This window comes from Paenibacillus bovis, assembly GCF_001421015.2.
GTDB classification, from domain to species: domain Bacteria; phylum Bacillota; class Bacilli; order Paenibacillales; family Paenibacillaceae; genus Saccharibacillus; species Saccharibacillus bovis.
On record NZ_CP013023.1, the window covers coordinates 426,776 to 449,020 of the forward strand.

At 43.9% G+C, this 22,245-nt stretch carries 16 protein-coding genes; 5 read left to right on the forward strand and 11 right to left on the reverse strand.

Features of this window, described 5'->3' with window-relative positions; translation table 11 throughout:
• Positions 1–201: 201 nt before the first annotated feature.
• Entirely contained in the window at positions 202–2,871 is a 2,670-nt protein-coding gene (locus AR543_RS01850; protein ID WP_060531321.1) for a DUF4084 domain-containing protein, read from the forward strand.
• Between the two features lie 276 nt (positions 2,872–3,147).
• Here AR543_RS01850 and ypfJ read toward each other — a convergent pair whose 3' ends face one another.
• Complete coding sequence (gene ypfJ / locus AR543_RS01855) at positions 3,148–3,999, reverse strand: KPN_02809 family neutral zinc metallopeptidase (protein WP_060531323.1); 852 nt, start codon at positions 3,997–3,999, stop codon at positions 3,148–3,150.
• Between the two features lie 638 nt (positions 4,000–4,637).
• On the opposite strand from ypfJ, the gene AR543_RS01860 reads away from it, so the two are divergent.
• On the forward strand, positions 4,638–6,971 hold the full coding sequence (locus tag AR543_RS01860) for a glycoside hydrolase family 65 protein (RefSeq protein WP_060531325.1): 2,334 nt from the start codon (positions 4,638–4,640) through the stop codon (positions 6,969–6,971).
• Entirely contained in the window at positions 6,971–7,657 is a 687-nt protein-coding gene (gene pgmB, locus AR543_RS01865) for a beta-phosphoglucomutase (RefSeq protein WP_060531327.1), read from the forward strand. The genes AR543_RS01860 and pgmB overlap by 1 nt, the downstream gene beginning before the upstream one ends.
• A 234-nt stretch (positions 7,658–7,891) precedes the next feature.
• Here pgmB and AR543_RS01870 read toward each other — a convergent pair whose 3' ends face one another.
• Entirely contained in the window at positions 7,892–8,152 is a 261-nt protein-coding gene (locus AR543_RS01870; RefSeq protein ID WP_060531329.1) for a hypothetical protein, read from the reverse strand.
• A gap of 497 nt (positions 8,153–8,649) precedes the next feature.
• Between AR543_RS01870 and AR543_RS01875 the strand changes: the two genes are divergently transcribed.
• Positions 8,650–9,012 (forward strand): YunG family protein, encoded by a 363-nt coding sequence (locus AR543_RS01875; RefSeq protein WP_082472085.1) that lies wholly within the window; start codon positions 8,650–8,652, stop codon positions 9,010–9,012.
• 137 nt (positions 9,013–9,149) lie between these two features.
• Positions 9,150–10,004 (forward strand): alpha/beta fold hydrolase, encoded by an 855-nt coding sequence (locus tag AR543_RS01880; RefSeq protein WP_060531333.1) that lies wholly within the window; start codon positions 9,150–9,152, stop codon positions 10,002–10,004.
• Between the two features lie 340 nt (positions 10,005–10,344).
• Here the strand turns inward: AR543_RS01880 and AR543_RS01885 are convergent, their stop codons facing one another.
• The 9 genes from AR543_RS01885 to AR543_RS01920 all read right to left on the reverse strand — a co-directional run bounded on the left by AR543_RS01885 (position 10,345) and on the right by AR543_RS01920 (position 22,236).
• Positions 10,345–11,175 (reverse strand): energy-coupling factor transporter transmembrane component T family protein, encoded by an 831-nt coding sequence (locus AR543_RS01885; protein WP_060531335.1) that lies wholly within the window; start codon positions 11,173–11,175, stop codon positions 10,345–10,347.
• Positions 11,172–12,878, reverse strand: coding sequence for an ABC transporter ATP-binding protein (locus AR543_RS01890; protein WP_060531337.1), 1,707 nt, complete (start codon positions 12,876–12,878; stop codon positions 11,172–11,174). The genes AR543_RS01885 and AR543_RS01890 overlap by 4 nt, the downstream gene beginning before the upstream one ends.
• Positions 12,879–12,960: 82 nt before the next feature.
• A complete protein-coding gene (locus AR543_RS01895) occupies positions 12,961–13,521 on the reverse strand; it encodes an ECF-type riboflavin transporter substrate-binding protein (RefSeq protein WP_060531339.1) in 561 nt (186 codons plus the stop codon).
• Positions 13,522–13,998: 477 nt separating this feature from the next.
• The gene (locus AR543_RS24490) at positions 13,999–14,157 is read right to left on the reverse strand and encodes a hypothetical protein (protein ID WP_169725590.1); all 159 of its coding nucleotides are present in this window, start codon (positions 14,155–14,157) and stop codon (positions 13,999–14,001) included.
• A 36-nt stretch (positions 14,158–14,193) separates the two neighbouring features.
• Positions 14,194–15,591, reverse strand: a complete 1,398-nt coding sequence (locus tag AR543_RS01900) for a contractile injection system protein, VgrG/Pvc8 family (protein ID WP_060531341.1) — start codon at positions 15,589–15,591, stop codon at positions 14,194–14,196.
• A gap of 19 nt (positions 15,592–15,610) precedes the next feature.
• Complete coding sequence (locus AR543_RS01905; RefSeq protein ID WP_060531343.1) at positions 15,611–16,909, reverse strand: hypothetical protein; 1,299 nt, start codon at positions 16,907–16,909, stop codon at positions 15,611–15,613.
• Positions 16,906–18,288, reverse strand: a complete 1,383-nt coding sequence (locus tag AR543_RS01910; RefSeq protein WP_060531345.1) for a hypothetical protein — start codon at positions 18,286–18,288, stop codon at positions 16,906–16,908. The genes AR543_RS01905 and AR543_RS01910 overlap by 4 nt, the downstream gene beginning before the upstream one ends.
• Before the next feature lie 18 nt (positions 18,289–18,306).
• The gene (locus AR543_RS01915) at positions 18,307–19,413 is read right to left on the reverse strand and encodes a discoidin domain-containing protein (protein ID WP_060531347.1); all 1,107 of its coding nucleotides are present in this window, start codon (positions 19,411–19,413) and stop codon (positions 18,307–18,309) included.
• The gene (locus tag AR543_RS01920; protein WP_060531349.1) at positions 19,414–22,236 is read right to left on the reverse strand and encodes a phage baseplate assembly protein V; all 2,823 of its coding nucleotides are present in this window, start codon (positions 22,234–22,236) and stop codon (positions 19,414–19,416) included.
• Between the last annotated feature and the right edge of the window lie 9 nt (positions 22,237–22,245).

Genomic DNA, 22,245 nt, shown 5'->3' on the forward strand with positions numbered 1-22,245 from the left:
CTAATCATATAATACACAATCACGCATTCCCAATCCTCGATGACGAATACATTTAAATCATCGTTTAACCGCCTTACCTATTCAGTTACTTAGCAGTAATTCCGTTATATAGAATAAGGACTTTTTGACTATATAGAGGTATGCTGTCCCCGGACAGACTCTGGTTGAAAGACTGGACGTGAACACTAAGGAGTTTTGGAAATGAGGAGACCAAGCAAACCGCTTGCTGCAATTTTGCTGATCATCATATACCTGATGCTGTATTATACGTGGATTCTCATCTGGCAGGATCATAAACCCATGCTGGACTGGGGCGGAGATGTACTGACGATTCTTGCAGGTATCGCTGCTCTGTCATGGCTGCTAGCCGCCTACCGTCGTGGTGGACAGGACTGTCGTCCGCTATGGCTGCTGCTTATGCTGGGCTGTCTAAGCAGCCTGATTGCCAATATTATCTGGCTTTACAACAATTCCATCTTGCAGGAGGAACTGCCTTTTCCCAGTGTTGCCGATATTTTTTACGTCCTGCAGCCTTTATTTTATTTATCGGCATTTATTTACCAGATATCACGCAAGCTGAAAACCTACGGTGCTGTACGATTCGTTTTTGATATTGCGATTGTCATGACTGCGGCAATCAGTCTGAGCTGGCAGTATGTGCTGCAGCCCATTGTAAGTACACCGGGTATTCCGACCTTCAATATGAGTATGGCGCTGGCGTATCCGATCGGCGACCTGGTCCTGCTGCTGTCGGCGCTGGGAATTTATTTTGGCTTCCGTACCATCTGGCCGGAGCGGCTGCTGTCCCTGCTATTTGCAGGAGTGCTTACCCAGATTATCGGCGACTGCATGTTTTCAGTGACGGTCTACACCCAGGATTCTAGCTGGATGATCTGGTCCAATCCTTGCTTTGGCCTCAGTCTGTTATTGATTGGACTAACAGGCATCGTATACAAGAAATCGCTGGAAAAGCTGCCTTCGCAGCAGACCACCCTGCCGGTGGAAGTTGTGGAAAAGCCGAACTGGATCAGGACACTGCTGCCGTATATTACGGTAATTGCCCTGTTTATCGTTATGGTCGTTGATTCCAACAGTCGCAACGCGATTGCACTCGGCTCGGGTTTATCCATTTTGTTCGTAATTATCCGGCAGCTGCTGATTCTTCTGGAGAACCGGATGCTGCTCGTTACTTTATCCGAGAAAACAATAGCCCTGGAAAGCAGCGAGGAGCAGTATCGCTCCCTGTTCCGGTACCATCCGGACGCAGTCTGCTCACTGGATTTGTACGGCAATATTCTGAGCATCAATGAATCGGCTTCCAGAATGCTGGGATACAGCGAGGACGAACTGGATTTGCTGACCAATATTACTTTTATCCCTGAGCAGTACAGAGACATGGCACGTATGCATTTCCAGCAATCGTGGAAAGGGCAGCCGCAAAGTTATGAACTCTGCCTGCAAGCTCGGGACGGCCGTCTGATTCAGGTACAGATGACGAATATCCCGATTATGATCCAGGGGCATACAGTAGGCGCTTTTGCTATTGCCAAGGATATTACGGAGAAAAAGAACAATGAAGAGCGTATCCATTATCTGGCGTATCATGATCCACTGACAGGTGTATACAACCGGGCTGCCTATGACGAGAATCTCAAATGGATGATAGCACAGCCCCATATTCAGCGGTTTGCTGTGTTCTTTATCGATCTGGATCGATTCAAGCATGTCAACGATACGCTCGGTCATGATGTAGGAGATCAGCTGCTGCTATCCGTTGCCGGACGGCTAACCGCTCATGTGCCGGCAGACAGTATGGTCGCCCGAAGAGGCGGAGACGAATTTACCCTGCTTCTGCCGCTTACGGATGATGATCGCCTGATTACCGATACGGCGCAGGCAGTGCTGGAGTCTCTTCAGCAGCCGCATTATATCGGCCAGCACAAAATTGTCTGCACCCCCAGCATCGGGATTGCTATTTATCCGGATCATTCGACCGATATATGCACGCTTGTTCAAAAAGCTGACCGGGCGATGTATCAGGTTAAAATTAACGGCAAAGCACATTATCTAATCTACGATGATAATGACGAAAAAATCACCCGCAAGCTGCTGCTGGAGCAGAGTATCGGTTCTGCACTGGATCATAACGAGCTGCTGCTGCATTATCAATCCCAGGTCGATGCTTCTTCCGGCAAAGTGGTCGGTGTGGAAGCACTGCTACGCTGGAAGCATCCACAGCTCGGCTGGATCGCGCCACTGGAATTTATTCCGGTAGCCGAAGATACCGGCAGCATCCTGTCTATCGGACGCTGGGTGCTGCTGGAAGCCTGTCGTCAGGCCAAAACCTGGGCAGATCAGGGTCACTTTATCAAAATGGGTGTCAATCTGTCCCCGCGCCAATTTCAGCAGGGCAATCTGGTAGATACAGTAGCCGAAGTATTGCAGGAGACCGGCCTGGACCCGGCTTATCTGGATCTGGAGATTACCGAATCAATTGCGATGAGCCATATCCATAATGTTATCCCACAGCTGCATGCGCTGAAGCATCTCGGCGTCTCTATCTCTATTGACGATTTTGGCACCGGCTATTCTTCTCTCTCCTATCTCGCCAGCTTCCCGATCGACAAGCTGAAGATCGCCCGTGAATTTATTAGCAAGATCAATGAAAAGGACAGCCACTCTATTATTGCTTCCATCATCAATCTGGCCTATGGACTGAATCTCAATGTTATTGCAGAAGGGGTAGAGGACTGTCAGCAGGCCGATATTCTAAAAGGGATCGACTGCTACGAAATGCAGGGCTATCTGTTCAGCAAACCGGTGATCGCTGCGGAGATCGAAAAGACGTTTCAGCAGGATCATCTGCACTAGCATAGCAGGTTACAGGTGGAGTGCTATACCAAGCCAACCAAACGGTATAAAAAGCAAATCAACACATTGGGTTGCTGAATAAATGATCCATGATTTGGCTCTGTTCATGGCTTCCTCCCGCAGCCACATAAATATCAAGCTTATCCATGCTTACAGAGCATGATGTATATACAGCTACAGCCAAAAGGCTTGCCCACTCCAGACGGAGAAGGCAAGCCTTTTGGCTCTGCTTCTATTACGTATACATATCTCTGACCGCTTGCTATTTATAACAGCTTACAAATTGCTATCACTCACGCTAAAGGTATCGCCGCCCTGAATCGTACCCGACTCAAATCCCTTGTAGAACCAGCGTTTGCGCTGCTCGGATGTACCGTGGGTAAAACTGTCAGGTACTACATAACCCTGTGCACGCTGCTGGATCGTATCGTCCCCGACCGCACTCGCAGCAGTCAGTGCCTCTTCCAGATCGCCCTGCTCCAGCAGGTTTTTGCCCTGCTCATAATGAGCCCATACTCCGGCATAATAATCGGCCTGCAGCTCGATGCGCACCTGATACTTGGTGTTGAACTCCTTTTCGCTGAGGCGCTGACGGTAAGGTTCAACCTTGTCCATCGTACCGAGCAATGTCTGTACATGGTGACCGACTTCATGGGCGACTACATAAGCCATAGCAAAGTCACCCGGTGCCTGGAACTGCTGCTTTAATTCATCATAGAAACTCAGATCGATATACAGCTTCTGGTCACCTGGGCAGTAGAAGGGTCCTACTGCCGAACTTGCTGTGCCACAGGCAGACTGTACACTGCCGCTATAGATGACCAGCTCCGGGTTTTTGTAGGTCAGTCCCTGCTGTTTGAATACATCGCTCCAGACGTCCTCTGTATCCGCCAGTACGACCGAGACAAAATCGACCAGTTCTTCTTCCTGGGCGGTACCCTGATAATTGCCAACGGTCTGCGTTCCGCTGGAAGTCATATTATTGATCAGACTGGACGGATTGCCGCCCAGCAGCATAACGATAATAATGACGATAATTCCGCCAATCCCGCCTCCTACAATTGTTTTGCCGCCTCTGCCGCGGCGGTCTTCCACGTTCGTACTTGCTCGTCTACCCTGCCATTTCATGCTGCTACCCCCTGCTTTTCATTCTTGATCCCATTTGATTGGTTCATATATGTGTACACACTCTCCTATACGTTTGGAGCGTATATAGCTCTGGCGCTAATATCTTGTACCCATAATCGGCAAAACCGCCTACATTTGCTGCGAATCCATGGTCTCCTTCGGCTGCAGACTGCTGTTTATTGAACATTGGCAGGCTGCTTGGGTTGCCGCCTATTCTGCTGTATCATTTTCCGCAAAAATTAATCCTTTTAAATGCAGAAATGCGGTTTAAATTTCGTCCAAAAGCCTTAATGAATATTACAGTATTTAATTATAAAAATTCCTATAAAATTCCTCTTCCAATCATCGAACCACTCTTCAGACTATTCCTGTATTTAAAGCATAGATAAGAAGGTGCATATACACCGGACGCCAGCCAAAAAAGGGCGCTGGATCAGCCCTTTTCGATTCTGTAAAATGTCTTTATTCACCAGACTGAATACGCTATCAAAAAAGGTACTGGCGGGGCAAATGGTAATCATGTATAATGAGTCTCAAATCCAGCTTGATGGCCAGGGCTTTTTTTTCGGCACTTTAGGCAAACGTTTGCACAATAGTCACCAGCTGTACCCAACTATCCAGGAAGTGAGTGATTTCTCATGAAAAGATTGTTTGATATCCACCCGTGGAAAATTGTTGAACGCGAACTGCATACGGAAGAATTCCGTCTTGCAGAAAGTATGATGAGCCTTGGTAACGGTCATATGGGCATGCGTGGTAATTTCGAGGAGAACTACAGCGGCGATATGCACCGCGGTTCCTATGTTGCAGGCGTCTGGTTCCCGGACAAAACCCGTGTCGGCTGGTGGAAGAACGGCTACCCGCACTATTTTGGCAAAGTAATCAATTCTATTAACTATATCGGCATTCGTCTGCTGCTGGATGGCGAAGAAGTCGATCTGAGCCAGTCCCAGATCAAGGACTACTACCGCGAGCTGGATATGCAGCAGGGCGTTCTATCCCGCGAATTCACAGTTATTCACGGCGAAAAGGAAACCCGCATCCAGACGTCCCGCTTCCTCTCTGTGGCCGATCAGGAACTGGCGGTTATCAAGTATGCTGTCACGCCTGTAAACTATAGCGACGAAATCACCCTGATCCCTTATCTGGACGGCGATATCCGCAATGAAGATTCCAACTACGACGAAGATTTTTGGGTCGAAATCGACAAATCCGCTTCCGAGCTGAACGGTCATCTGGTGATGCAGACCAAGGATAATTCCTTTGGCACGCCGACATTCCAGATTGCTGCTTCCATGCGTCTGGACGTCGTTGGCGGTACACCATCGATCTCTTACTCTTCCCGGGAAGAATATGTAGAAAATACGATCACATCCCAGGCAGAGCAGGGACAGACCGTTACATTGTATAAATATATTGCGCTTACAACCGATCGTGATCATCCACGCGGCACGCTGCCGGAGAACGGTCAGACTGTACTGGATCGTGCTGCCAAGCAGGGATACGAAGCACTGCTTGACGCTCATGCCGCAGGATGGAAGCAGCGCTGGGAGATGGCGGACGTAGCGATCGAAGGCGATGACGAAGCCCAACAAGGTATCCGCTTCAATCTGTTCCAGCTGTTCTCTACCTACTACGGTGAAGATGCACGCCTGAATATCGGTCCCAAAGGATTCACCGGCGAGAAATACGGCGGCGCTACGTACTGGGATACAGAAGCGTATGCACTCCCGCTCTATCTGTCTACCGCCAAGCCGGAGGTTGCCCGCAATCTCTGTGTGTATCGTCATAACCAGCTGGACGGCGCTTATCACAATGCCCAGCAGCAAGGTCTGCAGGGTGCGCTGTATCCGATGGTTACCTTTACCGGTGTCGAGTGTCATAACGAATGGGAGATTACGTTTGAAGAGATTCATCGTAACAGCGCGATCGCCTATGCAGTCTATAACTATGTGAATTATACCGGTGACCGTGATTACCTGCACCAGTACGGTCTGGATGTACTGACAGGCATTTCCCGCTTCTGGGCAGATCGCGTGCATTACAGCAAGCGCCAGGGTCAGTACATGATCCACGGCGTTACCGGTCCGAATGAATACGAGAACAATGTTAACAACAACTGGTACACCAACCGGATCTCGGCGTGGACACTGGAATATACAATTCAGGTAGTGCGTGAATTGCAGGCCGCGGGTCATACCGAAGTCATCTCCAAGCTTGAAATTAACGATGAAGAGCTGGCGAAATGGCAGCATATCGTTGACAACATGTACTTGCCATATGACGAAGAACTCGGTATCTTTGTCCAGCATGACACGTTCCTCGACAAGGACCTGATGAGCGCAGACGATCTCGATCCGGCAGACCGTCCGATCAACCAGAAATGGTCATGGGACAAAATCCTGCGTAGCTGCTTTATCAAACAAGCCGATGTACTGCAGGGACTATATTTCCTGAATGACCAATATACGGCGGAAGAAAAGCGCCGTAACTTTGAGTTCTACGAGCCAATGACAGTTCATGAATCTTCCCTGTCTCCTTGTATTCACAGCATTCTCGCGGCAGAGCTGGGCATGGAAGAGAAAGCATACGAAATGTACAACCGGACAGCACGTCTGGATCTGGACAACTATAACAACGATACCGAAGATGGTCTGCATATCACGAGCATGACCGGATCATGGCTCGGCATTGTACAAGGATTTGCCGGTATGCGTACCGCCAATGAGACACTGAGCTTTGCGCCATTTATCCCGCAGGCTTGGGATCGTTACAGCTTCAATATCGTCTACCGCGATCACTTTATCAAAGTGGAAGTATCCCGCGAGCTGGTACAGCTGACCCAGGAAGGTCCGGAATTGTCACTGCAGCTGTACGGTGAGAAGATCACTCTACCGGCAGACGGCAAGCACACGGTACCTGTGATCCAAAAAGAACAAACTGCCGAAGTGCTGGTAGGAGGCGAAGCCTAATGCGTCCGGAACTGCAAGCCGTTATCTTCGACCTCGACGGTGTCGTGACAGACACCGCCGAGTATCACTACCTCGCATGGAAGGCACTCGGCGAAAGCATCGGGGTTCCTTTTACCCGCGAGTTCAATGAGGAACTGAAGGGCGTATCCCGTATGGATTCGCTGAATAAGATCCTCGCGCTCGGCGGCAAGGAAAACAGCTACTCTGATGAAGAGAAGCTGGAGCTCGCCAAGCAAAAGAACGATCATTATGTAGAGCTGATCAAGCAAGTGACGCCGGATGATGTACTGCCAGGCATCCGCGAACTAATCGCGGACATCCATGCAAAAGGTCTCAAGATCGGCCTCGCATCGGTTAGCAAAAACGCCTTTGCCGTGATGGATTCGCTACAGCTGCGCGATTCGTTCGATACCATCGTCGACGCTGCCAAGATCCGCAACTCCAAGCCGGACCCGGAGATCTTCCTCAAAGCTGCCGAGCAGCTCGGAGTTGATCCGGCTGCCTGCCTTGGTATCGAAGATGCCGCCGCAGGCGTTACGTCGATCAAAGGCGCTGGCATGTTCGCAGTTGGTGTAGGCGATAGCATGACGCTGGCTGAAGCAGATATTGTGTATGCGAGTACAGCCGAGCTGTCGCTGGATCAGCTGCTGGTGCAGTATCAGGGTACGGCTGTAGAGCAGGTATAAGATTTAATTGATCTGAATCATGCAAGTAAGATAGATAGAAATGATCAATTTGAATAAAAGAAGCCGCCTTTTCCATGGGATTGTGAAAAGGCGGCTTTTTATTGGTACATATTTTATTAGTTGTGACTTTTTGAGATCTTAGGATTATGAAGTAGAACCCGGCATAGGAATGTATCCGATGCTCTGTTCATTTTGCTGAGGGTCTTAGCCTTTCCCTCCAGATTCACAGTATGATCACCGATCTTCTTTTTGTAAAATTATACCTTCATCTTCAAGATAATCATATTCATTAAGATCCCAAGGCCCTATGGTTTTAATCGCACTCATTGGAATTAAAAGCCTTGTATCATCATGCGCTTCCTTTGGCATGATAACAATGACATTATTAAAATAATAATAATCAAGATACATTCCGATTACAGACAAGTTATCCAGAAAAGTTATTTTGATACCTCTATTCAGATACCCTTTCATAAAAATCTCTGATTCTTTCATTTATTAACCTCCTATATTTTGAAGTATCCTTCGTCATACTGCAGCTATTGATTCCAATCGAAAACTATCTATACTATCTTATACGTCATCTATTTTGGAGCTATTATTAAATACATTTCGAACTCCAAAACATCTTTATTATCTCTTTCTTTATGTATAGCATCGAACTACCTCAAGATACCATAATCTAACCCTATTTAACCATATCCATTTTACCAATTTCAGTAAAAATCTTGTTAAATGCACTTATTATATATGATACGGTACAGATAAAAGCAGAATAGGCACTTTTTAATTTTGGATATGCTGCATATTACCGCTTCTACTATGCATTCTATCGCTATCTTTGCCTTCTGCTTTGCTTACACCATGTTAAAGGAGACAGTCTATGGATAATGCTACTCTGGCAATTGCATGCTTGGTACTGACGCGCATATCTCTGGCAGCGAGTAACTTCTTCAATACCTATCGCTTGAGCCAGCTGGAAAATTCTCTATATGAATAAGCTAACTATTCAGCAACTGCAGCACATCATACCCTCCTGCTGGTCACAACATACCAGCTCTCTCTGGACTCCGGAATGTCCAGCACGTGGACAGTGCAGTGTAACTGCGCTGGTTGTACATACATGGATCGGTGGAGAAATCCGCAAAACTTTATTGCCTGAAGGAGCCCATTTTTATAATTGGATAACGAATAAACGTTATGATTTAACAGCTTCGCAATTTGATGTACTTCTAGAATATGATGATCTTCCATCCAGTAGAACAGAGGCATTCTTGGATACAACCCCTTCGCAATACCATGCATTGCTTCATCGTACACAACAACAACTCTCCTCTATTGTTTCTTTGCCTTAATCGTTTGCTTAGTAGCTAAAGCGTTTAATATATACACAACCGTTAAAGAGAAAAATGTAAGCAGATTACATTTTTATATAATTCGTATACAGTTTGGCACTTCGACGGTAAAACATTCAGACATGGAGGCAATACGTATGGGCAAATATATTCAGGTAGAAGACGGCGTAAAACTTTTTGTACAAGACCTCGGCGAAGGCATTCCGGTCATTTTCCTGCACGGCTGGCCTTCCAATCATCTGATGTTCGAATATCAGTTCTCCCGACTTCCGCTGGATGGATATCGTTGTATTGGAATCGATTTCCGCGGCTTTGGTAAATCGGATGCGCCGTGGGAAGGTTATACGTACGACCGCATGGCAGATGATCTGCGCGCGGTTATCGACGAACTACAGATCGAAAATGCCGTACTGATCGGATTCTCCATGGGAGGCGCGGTCGCTATTCGCTATATGGCCCGTCATCAGGGACATGAAATTGCACAATTAGCACTGATGGGTGCAGCTGCACCGGTATTTACCAAGCGTGCAGACTTTGACCACGGCATGGACCCGGACGATGTGACTTCGAATCTGATCGAAGCCACATACCAAGACCGTCCGAAAATGCTCGGCAAATTCGGTCTGGATTTCACTCATTCCAAAACCAAAGCCGGCATGATGGTATGGCTGGAATCTCTCTGTCTCCAGGCTTCCCATCACGGTACGATCAAAGCCGCTATCGCTCTGCGTGATGAAGATCTGCGCGGCGATCTGTCTGCGGTAACTGTTCCAACCGTCATTTTCCAGGGAACCAAGGACAAAATCTGCGATCCCGACCTGGCTCAGCTGCTCAGTGAATCGATCACGGATGCACGTGTAGTGCTGTTCGAGCATAGTGGACATGCCATGATGTTCGACGAGATGGACAAATTCAACAAAGAGCTGCTGCTATTCCTGAACCAGATGGCTGCTACCAACCAGATTCCACGTCCAGCCAGTCAGAACCTCTAAGCTGGATACATCATCGGCATAACGAATATTGCTTTGATCCTTTTAAGTATATACAAACAAGCCAGCCGTTTATTGATCACGGCTGGCTTGTTTGTGCTTGAATGAACAGCTATTTCTGTTTATGAAGATAGATGGATGCTGACATACATCTGGAACAGGCTGTATAGCTGGAGCAAGTTATACATCATTTTTAACAACTTGCTTTTGATAACCTAATGAACGCTATCCCCATTCAATCCTGCGCCAAGATTATCATCCTCCCCAGCTACCTTATATCTGTGTGTCGATCATCCACTATCTACTCTTTACTCTTTACTCTTTACTCTTTACTCTTTACTTTTTACTGAAAAATATTATAAAATCTCGATCCGTCTGCAAAAGTAACCGCAAAGCTCACAACTGCCACCATGATCACTAGCACCAATGCTGCATAATCCCCTTTTTGGAAAGGACGGCTCTTGTACCAGGTGCGCTTGTTGTTGCGTCCGAAGCCGCGTAGCTCCATCGCGGTACTGATCTTCTCGATGCGATCCACACTGGTCAGGATCAGCGGCATCAGGATCGATATCACATTTTTGAGACGCTTGCCCAGCTTCTCCTTGCGCGAAATATCGATACCACGCGCCTGGGCAGAGAACGCAATATTCTGAAAATCTTGCTGCACATCCGGGATATACCGCAGTGCGATCGCCACCGAATAGGCAATTTTGTAACTGACGCCGATCCGGTTCAGCGACGAAGCGAACTCGCTCGGATCGGTCACCAGCAGGAATAGCAGGGCAATCGGGATCACAACCGCATATTTGAGGGCGACATTGAACTGGTAAAACAGCTGCTCCCAGGTCAGCGTATACCGTCCGGCAATATGCACAATATCATGCTGCGACCCATATAGTTCTACCCCATACAGCGGCGAGAACAGGAAGATTGCCACCTGATTGATCACAAAGAACACCAGGATCAGATACAGCACAAACGAATACTGCTGGAACGGCACACGGGACATCCGGAAAATAATCAGACTCAGCACCAGCATTACCAGCAGGCAGCGGGTATCGTAAATAATCATCGCGGTCAGCGCCCACAGGATAAAGAAAATCAGCTTGGTCACACCGGTGAGGCGGTGAATCGGCGTATTCAGATTCGTATAGGATAACATCTGTGTACTCATGACTGCCGTATCCCCCTGTCATATGAGATAAATCGGCTCACCAGCTCGGACGGTTTGCCGACACCGGAGCGCTGGGCGAGTTCGTGCAGTGATGTCGTTTTGAGATGGGCAGCAGCCACAATCGCTTCATCGCTCAGTACACGTGCAGGCACATCATCGGCAATCTTGCGTCCTTCGGACAGTACAATCGTACGCTGTCCATATTCCATCATCAGATACATATCATGGGTAATCATCATAATGGTGATTCCCTGTGCATTCAGCTCCATGAGGAACTCCATCATCTCGTTGTAATGGCGATAATCCTGTCCGGCGGTCGGTTCATCCAGGATCAGAATCTCCGGCCGCAGCACAAGAATAGACGCGATGGTCACACGTTTTTTCTGTCCATAGCTCAGTGCAGAGACGGGCCAGCTGCGAAACGGATACAATCCGCATACCTGCAGCACATCGTGGACGCGCTGCTGGACTTCTTCCTCCGGCACGCCTCGTGTACGCAGCCCTAATGCCACCTCGTCATAGATCAGCGGCTTGGAGATCATATGATTCGGATTCTGCATGACAAAGCCGATTTTGTCCGCCCGTTCCTTGATCGTATCCTTGGCCAGATTACGTCCATTCAGCAGAATCTGTCCGGAAGTAGGACGATAGAATCCGCAGATCAGCTTGGAAATGGTGGACTTGCCGGCTCCGTTGCGTCCGGCGATACAGATCATCTCACCCCGGCGAACCGTGAGCGAGACATCGTGCAGCACCGGATTGCTTTTACTGTAGCCAAACGATACATTTTGCAGCTCCAGCACCGGTTCGGCAGTAGAGAATGACATGTCTCCCTGCTGCTTGTTATACCATTCAGTCAGCAAAGGAAGGCATGTATCCAGCTGGATGCTGTCAATATGCTGCGGCTGCATCTCCGGTGTGACTGTACAGCCAGCATAACGGAGTGCATTCAGATACAGCGGCTCCCGGATGCCTGTCTGGCGCAGCAGTCCGGAGCAGAGCAGCTCGGCAGGTGTCATATCTGCAGCGATTCTGCCATCATTGACGACAATGATCCGGTCTACATGACGGTGCAGCATATCTTCCAGCCGGTGCTCAATAATCACAATAGTACGGCCGGTCTCCTGGTGAATACGGTCGATCAGATCGACAGTCATACGACCGGTGTACGGGTCCAGACTGGCGAGCGGCTCGTCAAACAGCAGCACGTCCGCTTCACTTACCAGCACACCGGCGAGCGTTGTTTTCTGCTTTTGTCCACCAGAGAGAGACTGCGGCGATGCTTCCAGAAAAGCAGCAAATTCTACCGTCTCAGCGGCTCCGGTCACGCGCCGGATCATCTCGGCCTGCGGTACGGTATCATTTTCCAGCTTAAAAGCAATATCTTCGGCAACCGTCAGTCCGACGAACTGCCCGTCAGGGTCCTGCAGTACCGTTCCCACACGATCGGAAAGCTCGGCAATGCCCAATTCACGGGATTCCTGTCCGCCAATATGCAGCGAGCCGCTGATTTCCCCCTGGTAAAAGAACGGGATCAGCCCGTTCATACAGTGGGACAACGTACTCTTACCCGAACCGGATGGACCTACGATGAGCACTTTCTCTCCTTCATAGATGGTCAGGTTAATATGATGAAGTGTGGGCTCCGATTGAGCCCTGTACTGAAAGCTGAAGTCCTGAAACTGTATTACAGGTTTTCTCATGCTTGCCCTTCCTTCCTGTCGCTGTTCAATAGAAAAAGCCGGTGAGACTCACCGGCCTGAACTTGTTTATGTGTATATGCGATTAAGCTTCGCGCGAAAGACTGCCGCGCTTGGTGCGTGTTTTGGAATAAGCGATTGCCAGCAGTGTACCGAGAATAGCAACGGTCACGATGTTGGAGATACCTGCGTAGATTCCTTGAGTAAATACTTTGTTCGCCGGCTCGGAATAGATAAGTACATCAAGTCCCGGAGCAACAACCAGCCAAGCAATTACATTGGCGATGACCTGTGCGACATTAAAGCGGATAATCTGGGCTATCCCAAACTCGCCATCATGAATACGAATACGGCGTGTCATCAGCGCTACAATTAATCCGAAGATAGCCGAAGCAATAATCCAGCTGAACCATGGCGAACCATAGAAAATGGCATCCTTGAGCGTATGTCCGATCAGACCGATCAGAAGGGCTGCGAATGGGCCATACAGCAAAGCAAACAGAGCCAGCAGAGCATATGTAGTCTCTATATTTGTGTTGGCTACACCTGTTGGAATGGAACCAAAGCGTCCCAGAATAACGAACAGTGCGGAACCAATACCTACGGCTACGACTGTCTTAACGGATAGGCCGTTCTTTCTTGCCATCCTCCAACCCCTCTTTCAATTATAAAATAACATACATCGTTGAATAATATGTACGTTCTGTACGATTATACAATCCAATGTTAGGAAATACTATAGTTTTGTAAGAGAAATCAGACTGATTTAGCTGTTTTTTCGTTATTTCCACTTTGGTATTTAGCTGCAGGAAGTTTGAAATTACATTAATTGGAGGAGCATCCGTTATTCAGAAATTAATTGGTTCCACTTTACTTCCTACCTCTTTATTTATGGCTGTTCTTTATTTGTATCTGCCAGCTACTAGATTTGAGGATAGTGAATCGTAATATCCTCCTGATGGTAAAGATGACTAGTTATCAGATATACTCCAGCTTGAACACCCGCTATTGTTGTAAAGATATCTTCTCAGACTGCATGCTTTTTAGTTCGCTAACTATCGAGCTGCAGCCTGTAATACAGTATATGATAAATATTTAAATTACTATTGTTCGATACATAAATTTACCTAACCATTTCCGTAGAGAAATCTTCTTTTTTTGAAGCACTGATATTGATAAATGGATATTCTTTCTGTTCAATTTTTCGCTTCCACTCTTCAATTATCTCCTGCTGACTCAATGTTATCGATATTAAAGAGGCTCCAACCATTACCTTTCCCATGCAAATCCTTCTTTCTATACATTACTGGTTAAAATGCTAGAGGATGTTATGTTTTTCTCCTGTAATCTGAATATCTTTATTCATAATTAATTCGCTGGTTTTGCATTTTAATCCTATAGCTTCTTTAGCCGTAATCTGTAGAGTTTTACCAGCTTGAAAAGTAAGATTACCATCTGCTTTTACACGAATATCCTTTTTACTGCGCAGCTCGATACCATGATCGTCAAGAAGCCGGATAACTACTTCGTCATCATTGCCTGTGATCAATATTTCATTTTCTTCAAATATAATTGCTTTACGATATTTGGTCATAAAAATTTTAACAGCAGGGTCTTTAATAATATCCCCACCCTTGGATCTTTTACGTATGGAGTGAGTTACGATCGCATCTTTTTCTTCCATTGATGGAAAGTAAATATCAACAAAATCATATAATTCTGGCATGCAATACCAACCTGTATTTCCTTCAGAAGTATAAAAAGTAGCATAAGGAAATGTGCAAGTATCTGCTATTGCCGGCTTAACTTTATCTATCTCATAGAAAAACACTTTTACATGATCTTCTTCAATGCCGATCACTTTTGATTTTATCGTTATTCCCTGGATCTGCCTGTTTAAAATAAGTTCCTGCTTCATACTCTCTTTAGAAGTCAGCCAATATTCATGCCACAGATCATTATGACGAATAATGCTGGTCGCTTTTTTGACAATGAGCTCTTTTCCACGGAATTTTACATGGTCTCCTACACTCAGATTGATATCACGAGAGCCTGTCGTCTGCACCTTATAATAAGAATAGGCATTTGCTCTAGCTGATTTATTAGGTAAGGATTCATGTGTAACTGAATAATTGAAATTCTTTAACTCGGTTTTGCTCTTCTCATTAGGCAAACCGAAATGAAAACGAATGCTCTCATCAAGCGGATCTGCAATAAGTCCCCACCCGAATCTTGAAGCCATACGTTTAAGAAATTCCCAGTCTGTTTCATCATATTGCATAGTGAACTCACCAAGTGTCTGTTGCTGCAGCTGACTTATGTAATGAGATTTTTTATAATCACCTGTAATCTGTTCCAGCAGCTTCTGATAGGTCAACTTCTTATTTTGGAATGTGCGTCGTTCGATTTTCTCATCCATCTGACATGTATAGGATAAAGCTTCAATAATTAGATATGACACATTAGCTACTGATTTCATACGTAGGCGTGAGATCAAGCCCTTGAATAAAAGGGTACTTTTCTGGTTATCATCCTGAAAGAAAATTGCCAGCTTCTCACCTGCATCCATACTGTTCATAAATTCCTGTTTATGACTATCAGAGAGCACGCCAGTCAGTTGCAATCTGACATGCTCATTGATGGTTTGAGTGATTTTAATTTTGGGATTTTGAATGCCTAAACGACTGCCATTGTAATGAATGATAGGATGGCTCATATTCTTACTCCTCTATTATTTAGTTCACTTTTATGTTCTGCTGACTTGCATATTTAACGACTTCTGCAACTGTACGATTGTGTGCAGTATTACCATTTAATTTGTCATCTAAAGCAGGGATGGATTGAAATGTTCCATCTTGGTCCTGAAAATAAATACTCGCTACCGAGAACGGCTCTGCTGCTTGCTTACCTACACCTGTAATATACTCAGCAATGATAACAACATCTTTACATTTATCACCATTGACATCCTGAAAAGAGACTGCCTTAATACTATGAACAGAAGGCCATAGGCTATTGCCGTAAAATTCAGGGAATCTATAAATTTCCTGATTAGATTCATCTATCAAAATAAATTTTAATTGAGGTAAGCCGTTTATCATTTCTTCAATAGATACGAATTTAACTGTACCCCAATGATACAGATTCACTTGGAAAGATTGTTTTTCATCAACTTTATAATTATTACTTATATTCCATAAAGGAGCCAATATAATAAAATTATTTAATAAATTAACTTTTATACTGGAATTATCCTCATCTATGACTAAAAATCCTTCATTTCCGTTTAAACTTTTAATACTCATCGTACTTTGATTTTTTATGATAATTTCTTCATTTTCTAAACTTACACCCCAATTTTTCATTGAATATAGCAAGTTGTTAATATCTTTCTTTTTCCTACTCCATTCAGCTTTGTTCAATTCCCATACGGAGATAAATACTGGTTCAGGAGAATACAAATAACTATGTCCTATTAAAACAAGTTCAGTTTTATTATTCGACGTATAAACAAGAAGTTGTTCAACTCTTTCTATATCAGCATCAATAAGTAACTGTGCATGATTAAGTCCATTTTGATCCGACCATTGAATAAAAGTATACCGACTCTCTAAGTCTCCTGTAATCTCGGCGGGCGCTTGGTAGCTTACTATTTTTATAGTAAGCAGCCCATTATGGAATACTTTATTCTGAGTCATAGACGTCAACTTACCAAAAAATATTTTTTCTAAATTTGTATCGGTAATATTACTATTGTCTGGATTATTTAACCACTCCGTAAACTGAGGCACAAATTTCTCTAATATTCTCTTCCTATTTCCAATGCTTAGTTTTTTATTATGAATAGCTACTATATCTTTTTTTAAGATTGCCAATTCACTTGAATCTTTCTCAGTAGTAGCATTACTGTATTTATTGGTAGCATGTCTGTCATTAATAGAAACACTTTCTGTACTACAGGAGCAAATAAACAAAAAAAATATTACACAAAATATTCCTGAATATATTTTATACATAGTTTTCTCTACTTTCATTTAAATGGTTGATCTGTAAGGCTAAAATCTTTCTCGAGATTATACGATTTACCATGTACAGTGCCAGTACCATTTACAATGGTAAACTTGCGTGAGTTAACATCTCCTTGATATTTTGCTTTTGATTTATCTACTGCTGCTTGCGCTATAACTGTCAATACTTCCTTTTCTGTCAACTGGTTAGTATTGATTTTAGCTTTTATTGAATTTTTTATCGATGATTTAAAGCCTCCATTTTGTACAGCAATATCGAATACTAATGCAAGTCCACGTTCACTTTTTAAGTTAAATTCGTCTGCCATATTATAAGCCATATCGATATACGTACTCATAGCATCATTTTGTATTTTTTGAAATTCATTAGTATTACAAAGCTTAATGAATTGTTCTTTCCAATCATTTTGAATTTTTCTACCATCTGTAATTGATTTAGCCCAATTCATTTGTTCTTGTTTAGATCCATTAAGTACTTGAGTAAGTTTTGAATAATGGTTGCCAAATATAGTTTGTGCGTCCACTTTATAATTATTAATATACTTTAGAAGCAAAGGTTGCAATGTACCTTGTCCTATGTTCCATTGTAAAAATCCTAATGATAGACCCTGACCATCAAAGTTACCTGCAATATTAGTATACCCTCTACCTTCAAAAGCCCCGGTAATTTTGATAGCCTTCTGTATTGAGTCCTCTTTAAGCTCTTCCTTAGGGTCTTCTTTAGATGTAGTAGGGTCTTTTTGTGATGCTTCTTCATTTTGAGAATGTCCATTTTTATTAATATCCGATTCGTTATCTGACAAATTATATTGATCAATAATAGTTTGTGCCTGTTTGCTGTACTTCTCTTTTGCCGATTTAATTTCTTTCGAATCTTTTACAAAAACTTTCCCATCTACTATTCCATGATCATGTGCAGCATACCACTTTGCAGTAAGGTCACTTAAATCTTTTGCATCTGCTGGCGACTTTTTTGCAATCTCCTGGATTAACTTGCATTTGTCCCTTATTGACTGTGCTGCTTTCTGAGCAGCTTTTTGGGCCAGTACGTTTCCTACGGTGTTAGCTTCCATCCAGCGAACCGTCTGTTTCTGCATCTGCTCCTGAGCCCACTTGGGCATTTTATTTATTTCTTTCAGTTTAGTCCGCAGCCCATCAGCCAATTGCTGCGCCCTACGCATTCCAGCTATATCTCCCTTTGATTGGGCCAGATTCCAATCTGCTTTATATTTGCGCATCCATTCCTGTGCCCAGCTTGGATAATTTAATTTTTGCTTCTTCTGTTCCTTTATCAGATCATATGCCTGCGCCTTACGCTTGGCATTGGCGGATGCCAGTACTCTTAATACAGGTGTAGGTCCAAATGTAGGTTCTTTCCACTGCATAAATAGGTCCCTTCTTTTCTAGAAAAATCTTAATCTAGTCATACAGGTATCATGATACTTCTCACCAGGATCGACTTCGAGAATTGTCATTTGTACAGAAGATGCAGTGATAGGTATGTCAAAATACTGCTCCATAAAGTAAGTATCCAGCGTAAGTACACGGCCATCCGAAAATTCAAGCTTGATCTTTTTCACCCGATTGTTCGCTTTATAGGCTTTCTCCGATGTAGCCAGACCATTCACCAGCTCCATACCGCTAATCATCTGTTCTTTACCAAAGTTAATTGTAATGGATTCTCCGATTCCATCGCCCTTTGCCCCTTCGCACCATCCTGTTCGCATATCGCCATCTATCAGATTTTCCGGTCTATAGGAATGCCCGGACTGATCCGCCAAGCTCGAGGAAGCCTTAATTGAAGCTATGGGGATACTCTGCCTGTACTGCATCAAATCAACTTTACTATCGAAGGTCTGGACCGGCGAAAAAGTAATGCCCATGCGTTTCATTACATTATGATCCTGCAGATCGGCAGCCGACTTCTCGTACGGATAAAGATCGTAAATGCTCATGCCGTCAGCATCTTTATCCAGTTTTTTCAAGACTTTACTTCCTCCATCGAATTGATATATACCAGCATTAGCTGTATCCTGAACAGCGTATACATAAGTTTGTAGATCAGGAGAAATGGCAATATCTTCGTTTTTAAGATTGAACTCATTGATTTTGCGCTTGGTACTTAAATCAAAAATCTTAACGACCTTATGATCTAACTCTGTTCCTTCTCGAATAAGCGCAATACTATTGCCATCTTCGCTGATTCTTCCGAGATAGAGTTCATTTTCTGGATAACTATCATGCTCATGCATATATAAGACATGAATAATATCATTAATACGGACGTAACTGTTACCAGATGGATCATTCAGGTTGCTAATGTAATCTAGGGACTCACTGTCGTTTTCACCGCGAAATAATATCCATTTAGTAAAAGTATGACGCGGCAGTGCTGTGTCTATATCTTTATGCTTCAGTAAAGTGTCACTTTCACTTAATTGGTTGCAACCGCTAATCAAGAAAATTAGTATAAGAATCCATAATAGTGTACTTCTTTTTGATATTAACAATTAACTTCTATCCTTTCTATCGATAATCGCTAATCCTCTTATTTTTTTAGGGCTTTCTGATAAAGAATTTTGAACTACTCCTACTGCTGCTAAGAAACCAATATATTCGTCTTTATGAATAGTTATACAACCTGTAGAAGTAGGTCGATCCGGATTATCTCTGTTGTATCCTTTGTGGATATTAATTCCAGTAGCAGTATAACTTCGACCATCTATCTTTGAAGATACAGCTCCTCCATCTCTTATTCTGAGTGCTGGGTAATCCCCTCTATGAAGTCCACCGACAAAGTCATATACTCCTTCATTTACTGTTGCTGATTTTTTTTCATGGTCTGGCAGCGTACTTGTGTTAGCACTTGTATATTTAATATGTCCATCTATAACTACTATTACACTCGCACCGTATCTGCCTTCTGGGTGATCCGATTGTGTATGGCTATAGGATCCATCGCCCTCAAAAAAGAATACTAGTGGGATGTTTTTATTAGCAGACAAACTATTACGTATAATAGAATTACTGCTATATTCATTTACTCTATAAATTGCTTTAGCTCTGTTACCTTTTAAATTATGAGCATTAATATAAGCCTCAATAACTGATTTTTCTAAAATTTCATCTTTATAATTTGTTTGTGGAATGTCTTTATTAGAAACTTCCTGCTTAGGAATAACTTCATCTTTTTGATTTATTTCTGAGGTGGCCGGTTTAATTTTAGTCACTGGCTTCACTTTCGGCCAAGGTAGAATACCATTCGCCACCTGATACAGATAAACTTCCAATACTTCACGGCTGTATCCTTTATCTGCTAACCCGTATTTCTTCGCAAAGTCGTAAAGTGCACTATTCAGTTCTTTATCCCACTCGCCCTTCATCGGTAGTTTATACTGGAAACTGTCCGGATACTTATGAGCCAGTTTATTTAAATTTTGTCTTGCTGCCAGATCGCCAACTCCATATTTGCTGCGAAGCTCTGCTGCTTCTTGTGCTAGCACCTTCTTGTCTCCTGGTGCCAGATGATTAACTATATCTGCATACTGACGGGAAATTTCTTCAAGACGATTCGCATCTTTATAAGCATTTCCAGGACAATCTCGAATCAATGCATTGATCTGTACATTATCCCGTAGCCGACTAGCCAGACCATGAAGTCTATTTTCTTCCTTTTTGTCATTTATGGCATGAGCTGCCCACCACTGAGCAGTGTAATCATTCATCTGTTCCCGCGCCCAATCTGGCAGCTGACATATCGACTTCCACTGCTGACGTAACTGTTTGGCTTTTTCAGCCGCTTGTTGGCTAGCCTTTTGGTCTCCTTTGGCATTAGCCTCATAATATTGCTTTTTGAATTTAAGCAGTCCATTCTGCAACCACTGTGGATAATTCTGACCATTCATTTCCTTAATGAGTGAATAGTATGCTTTAAGCTCGGCAGTGGACAATCCTTTTTGCGAGAGTCTGGCAGCATGTGTCTGAAACGTACCATCCAGCTGTATATAGCTGCCTTTGCTTGCAGCTTTCAGCATACCGCTGGCACTCATCTCGACTTTTTTGCCATGCAGTACAATGTCTTCATCTGCATGAAACGTGATGTTATGGTGACTGTAAACATGCAGACCTGTTCCTTGATTAAGACGGATGATGATTTTTTCCTCTTGTGTGGAGAATGCTGCCTCTTTGGGATCAAAACGGGCTACTTTTCCCTGTCGGGTATGGAACCTTTTGTGATCTGGTTGATGAATCAGATCATTTTTGCCCGCTTTTTTACGAACAGCCTGTGTAATGTAGGCTTGCTGTTCTTCATCTGTAGGAAAATAAAGTATTACTGTATCTCCATATTCAGGCATACAGTACCATCCAATGCTATCTCCGGTATACATAGTGCTATATGCAAACCAGCAGCTTTTTAATTTATCCTGCTGCGCATCGATGCTAAGGTGAACCTTTACAAAATCTTCCTTGGTGTCAATAACTCTGCCTTCCAATGAAGCCCCATGCAGACGAGTATTAGCATACTTTGTTCTGGGTATTCCCTCTTCTGGAACCAATGTATAATTGTATTTCAAAGTGCTCTTCTCAAGTTCAATAAAACATTGATCGATCGACCAGGTATTCGAATGAAAAAGCACTACATCACCGAGTTGAAAATACTGATTGTCCTGTACTTCAATGTATTTGTATTTGGGTACTGTATCTGATTTCTGTATAGAATAATTATGACTGTTAATTGTTCCTTTTATTCTACCCTTGGAGGCACCCAGCCAGAGGCGAGGATACTCAGAGATGACTTCTGCTATAACACCCGTGTTTAGACGGGATGCCATCCTGCACAAGAATTCCCAATCGGTCTCTTCATATTGCAGTGTAAATTCATTCAAATGCTGTTCCGCATCTATTAGATCAATAAAGTCACCATGAGGATAGCTGTCTACAATTTCTCTAAACAGTTCATAGTAGGTTATTCCACTATTTTGATATGAACGATTTTTGTTGGTTGTATCCAACAGGCTGCTATATGAAATAGCCTCCAATCTAATGGTATATACACCATTTTTATACCTGATTTCGGTTGAACGGATTTTTCCTTTGAATAGACATATGTCTTGTTTATGTAAATCAGTATCGAAAATTTCAATTTTATCTGCACTCATCTTGCCTTGCTCGTAAGATTCCCCTTCTTCATCCGACAATACGGCTGTTAAAAATAAGTGTCCATGGTCATTAATTTTTTGTGTAATACGCATGTCGAGTATACTGACCATCCGGTATGGAGCATGGATACCTATAGCTCCATACCGGGCTAATTGATTTACGACTGTACTCATTTTCCCTGC

Excerpts from the sequence above, each read along its gene's own strand:
- AR543_RS01850 (WP_060531321.1), top strand. The coding sequence starts at position 202 with ATGAGGAGACCAAGCAAACCGCTTGCTGCAATTTTGCTGATCATCATA.
- ypfJ (WP_060531323.1), bottom strand. The coding sequence starts at position 3,999 with ATGAAATGGCAGGGTAGACGAGCAAGTACGAACGTGGAAGACCGCCGC.
- AR543_RS01860 (WP_060531325.1), top strand. The coding sequence starts at position 4,638 with ATGAAAAGATTGTTTGATATCCACCCGTGGAAAATTGTTGAACGCGAA.
- pgmB (WP_060531327.1), top strand. The coding sequence starts at position 6,971 with ATGCGTCCGGAACTGCAAGCCGTTATCTTCGACCTCGACGGTGTCGTG.
- AR543_RS01870 (WP_060531329.1), bottom strand. The coding sequence starts at position 8,152 with ATGAAAGAATCAGAGATTTTTATGAAAGGGTATCTGAATAGAGGTATC.
- AR543_RS01875 (WP_082472085.1), top strand. The coding sequence starts at position 8,650 with ATGAATAAGCTAACTATTCAGCAACTGCAGCACATCATACCCTCCTGC.
- AR543_RS01880 (WP_060531333.1), top strand. The coding sequence starts at position 9,150 with ATGGGCAAATATATTCAGGTAGAAGACGGCGTAAAACTTTTTGTACAA.
- AR543_RS01885 (WP_060531335.1), bottom strand. The coding sequence starts at position 11,175 with ATGAGTACACAGATGTTATCCTATACGAATCTGAATACGCCGATTCAC.
- AR543_RS01890 (WP_060531337.1), bottom strand. The coding sequence starts at position 12,878 with ATGAGAAAACCTGTAATACAGTTTCAGGACTTCAGCTTTCAGTACAGG.
- AR543_RS01895 (WP_060531339.1), bottom strand. The coding sequence starts at position 13,521 with ATGGCAAGAAAGAACGGCCTATCCGTTAAGACAGTCGTAGCCGTAGGT.
- AR543_RS24490 (WP_169725590.1), bottom strand. The coding sequence starts at position 14,157 with ATGGGAAAGGTAATGGTTGGAGCCTCTTTAATATCGATAACATTGAGT.
- AR543_RS01900 (WP_060531341.1), bottom strand. The coding sequence starts at position 15,591 with ATGAGCCATCCTATCATTCATTACAATGGCAGTCGTTTAGGCATTCAA.
- AR543_RS01905 (WP_060531343.1), bottom strand. The coding sequence starts at position 16,909 with ATGAAAGTAGAGAAAACTATGTATAAAATATATTCAGGAATATTTTGT.
- AR543_RS01910 (WP_060531345.1), bottom strand. The coding sequence starts at position 18,288 with ATGCAGTGGAAAGAACCTACATTTGGACCTACACCTGTATTAAGAGTA.
- AR543_RS01920 (WP_060531349.1), bottom strand. The coding sequence starts at position 22,236 with ATGAGTACAGTCGTAAATCAATTAGCCCGGTATGGAGCTATAGGTATC.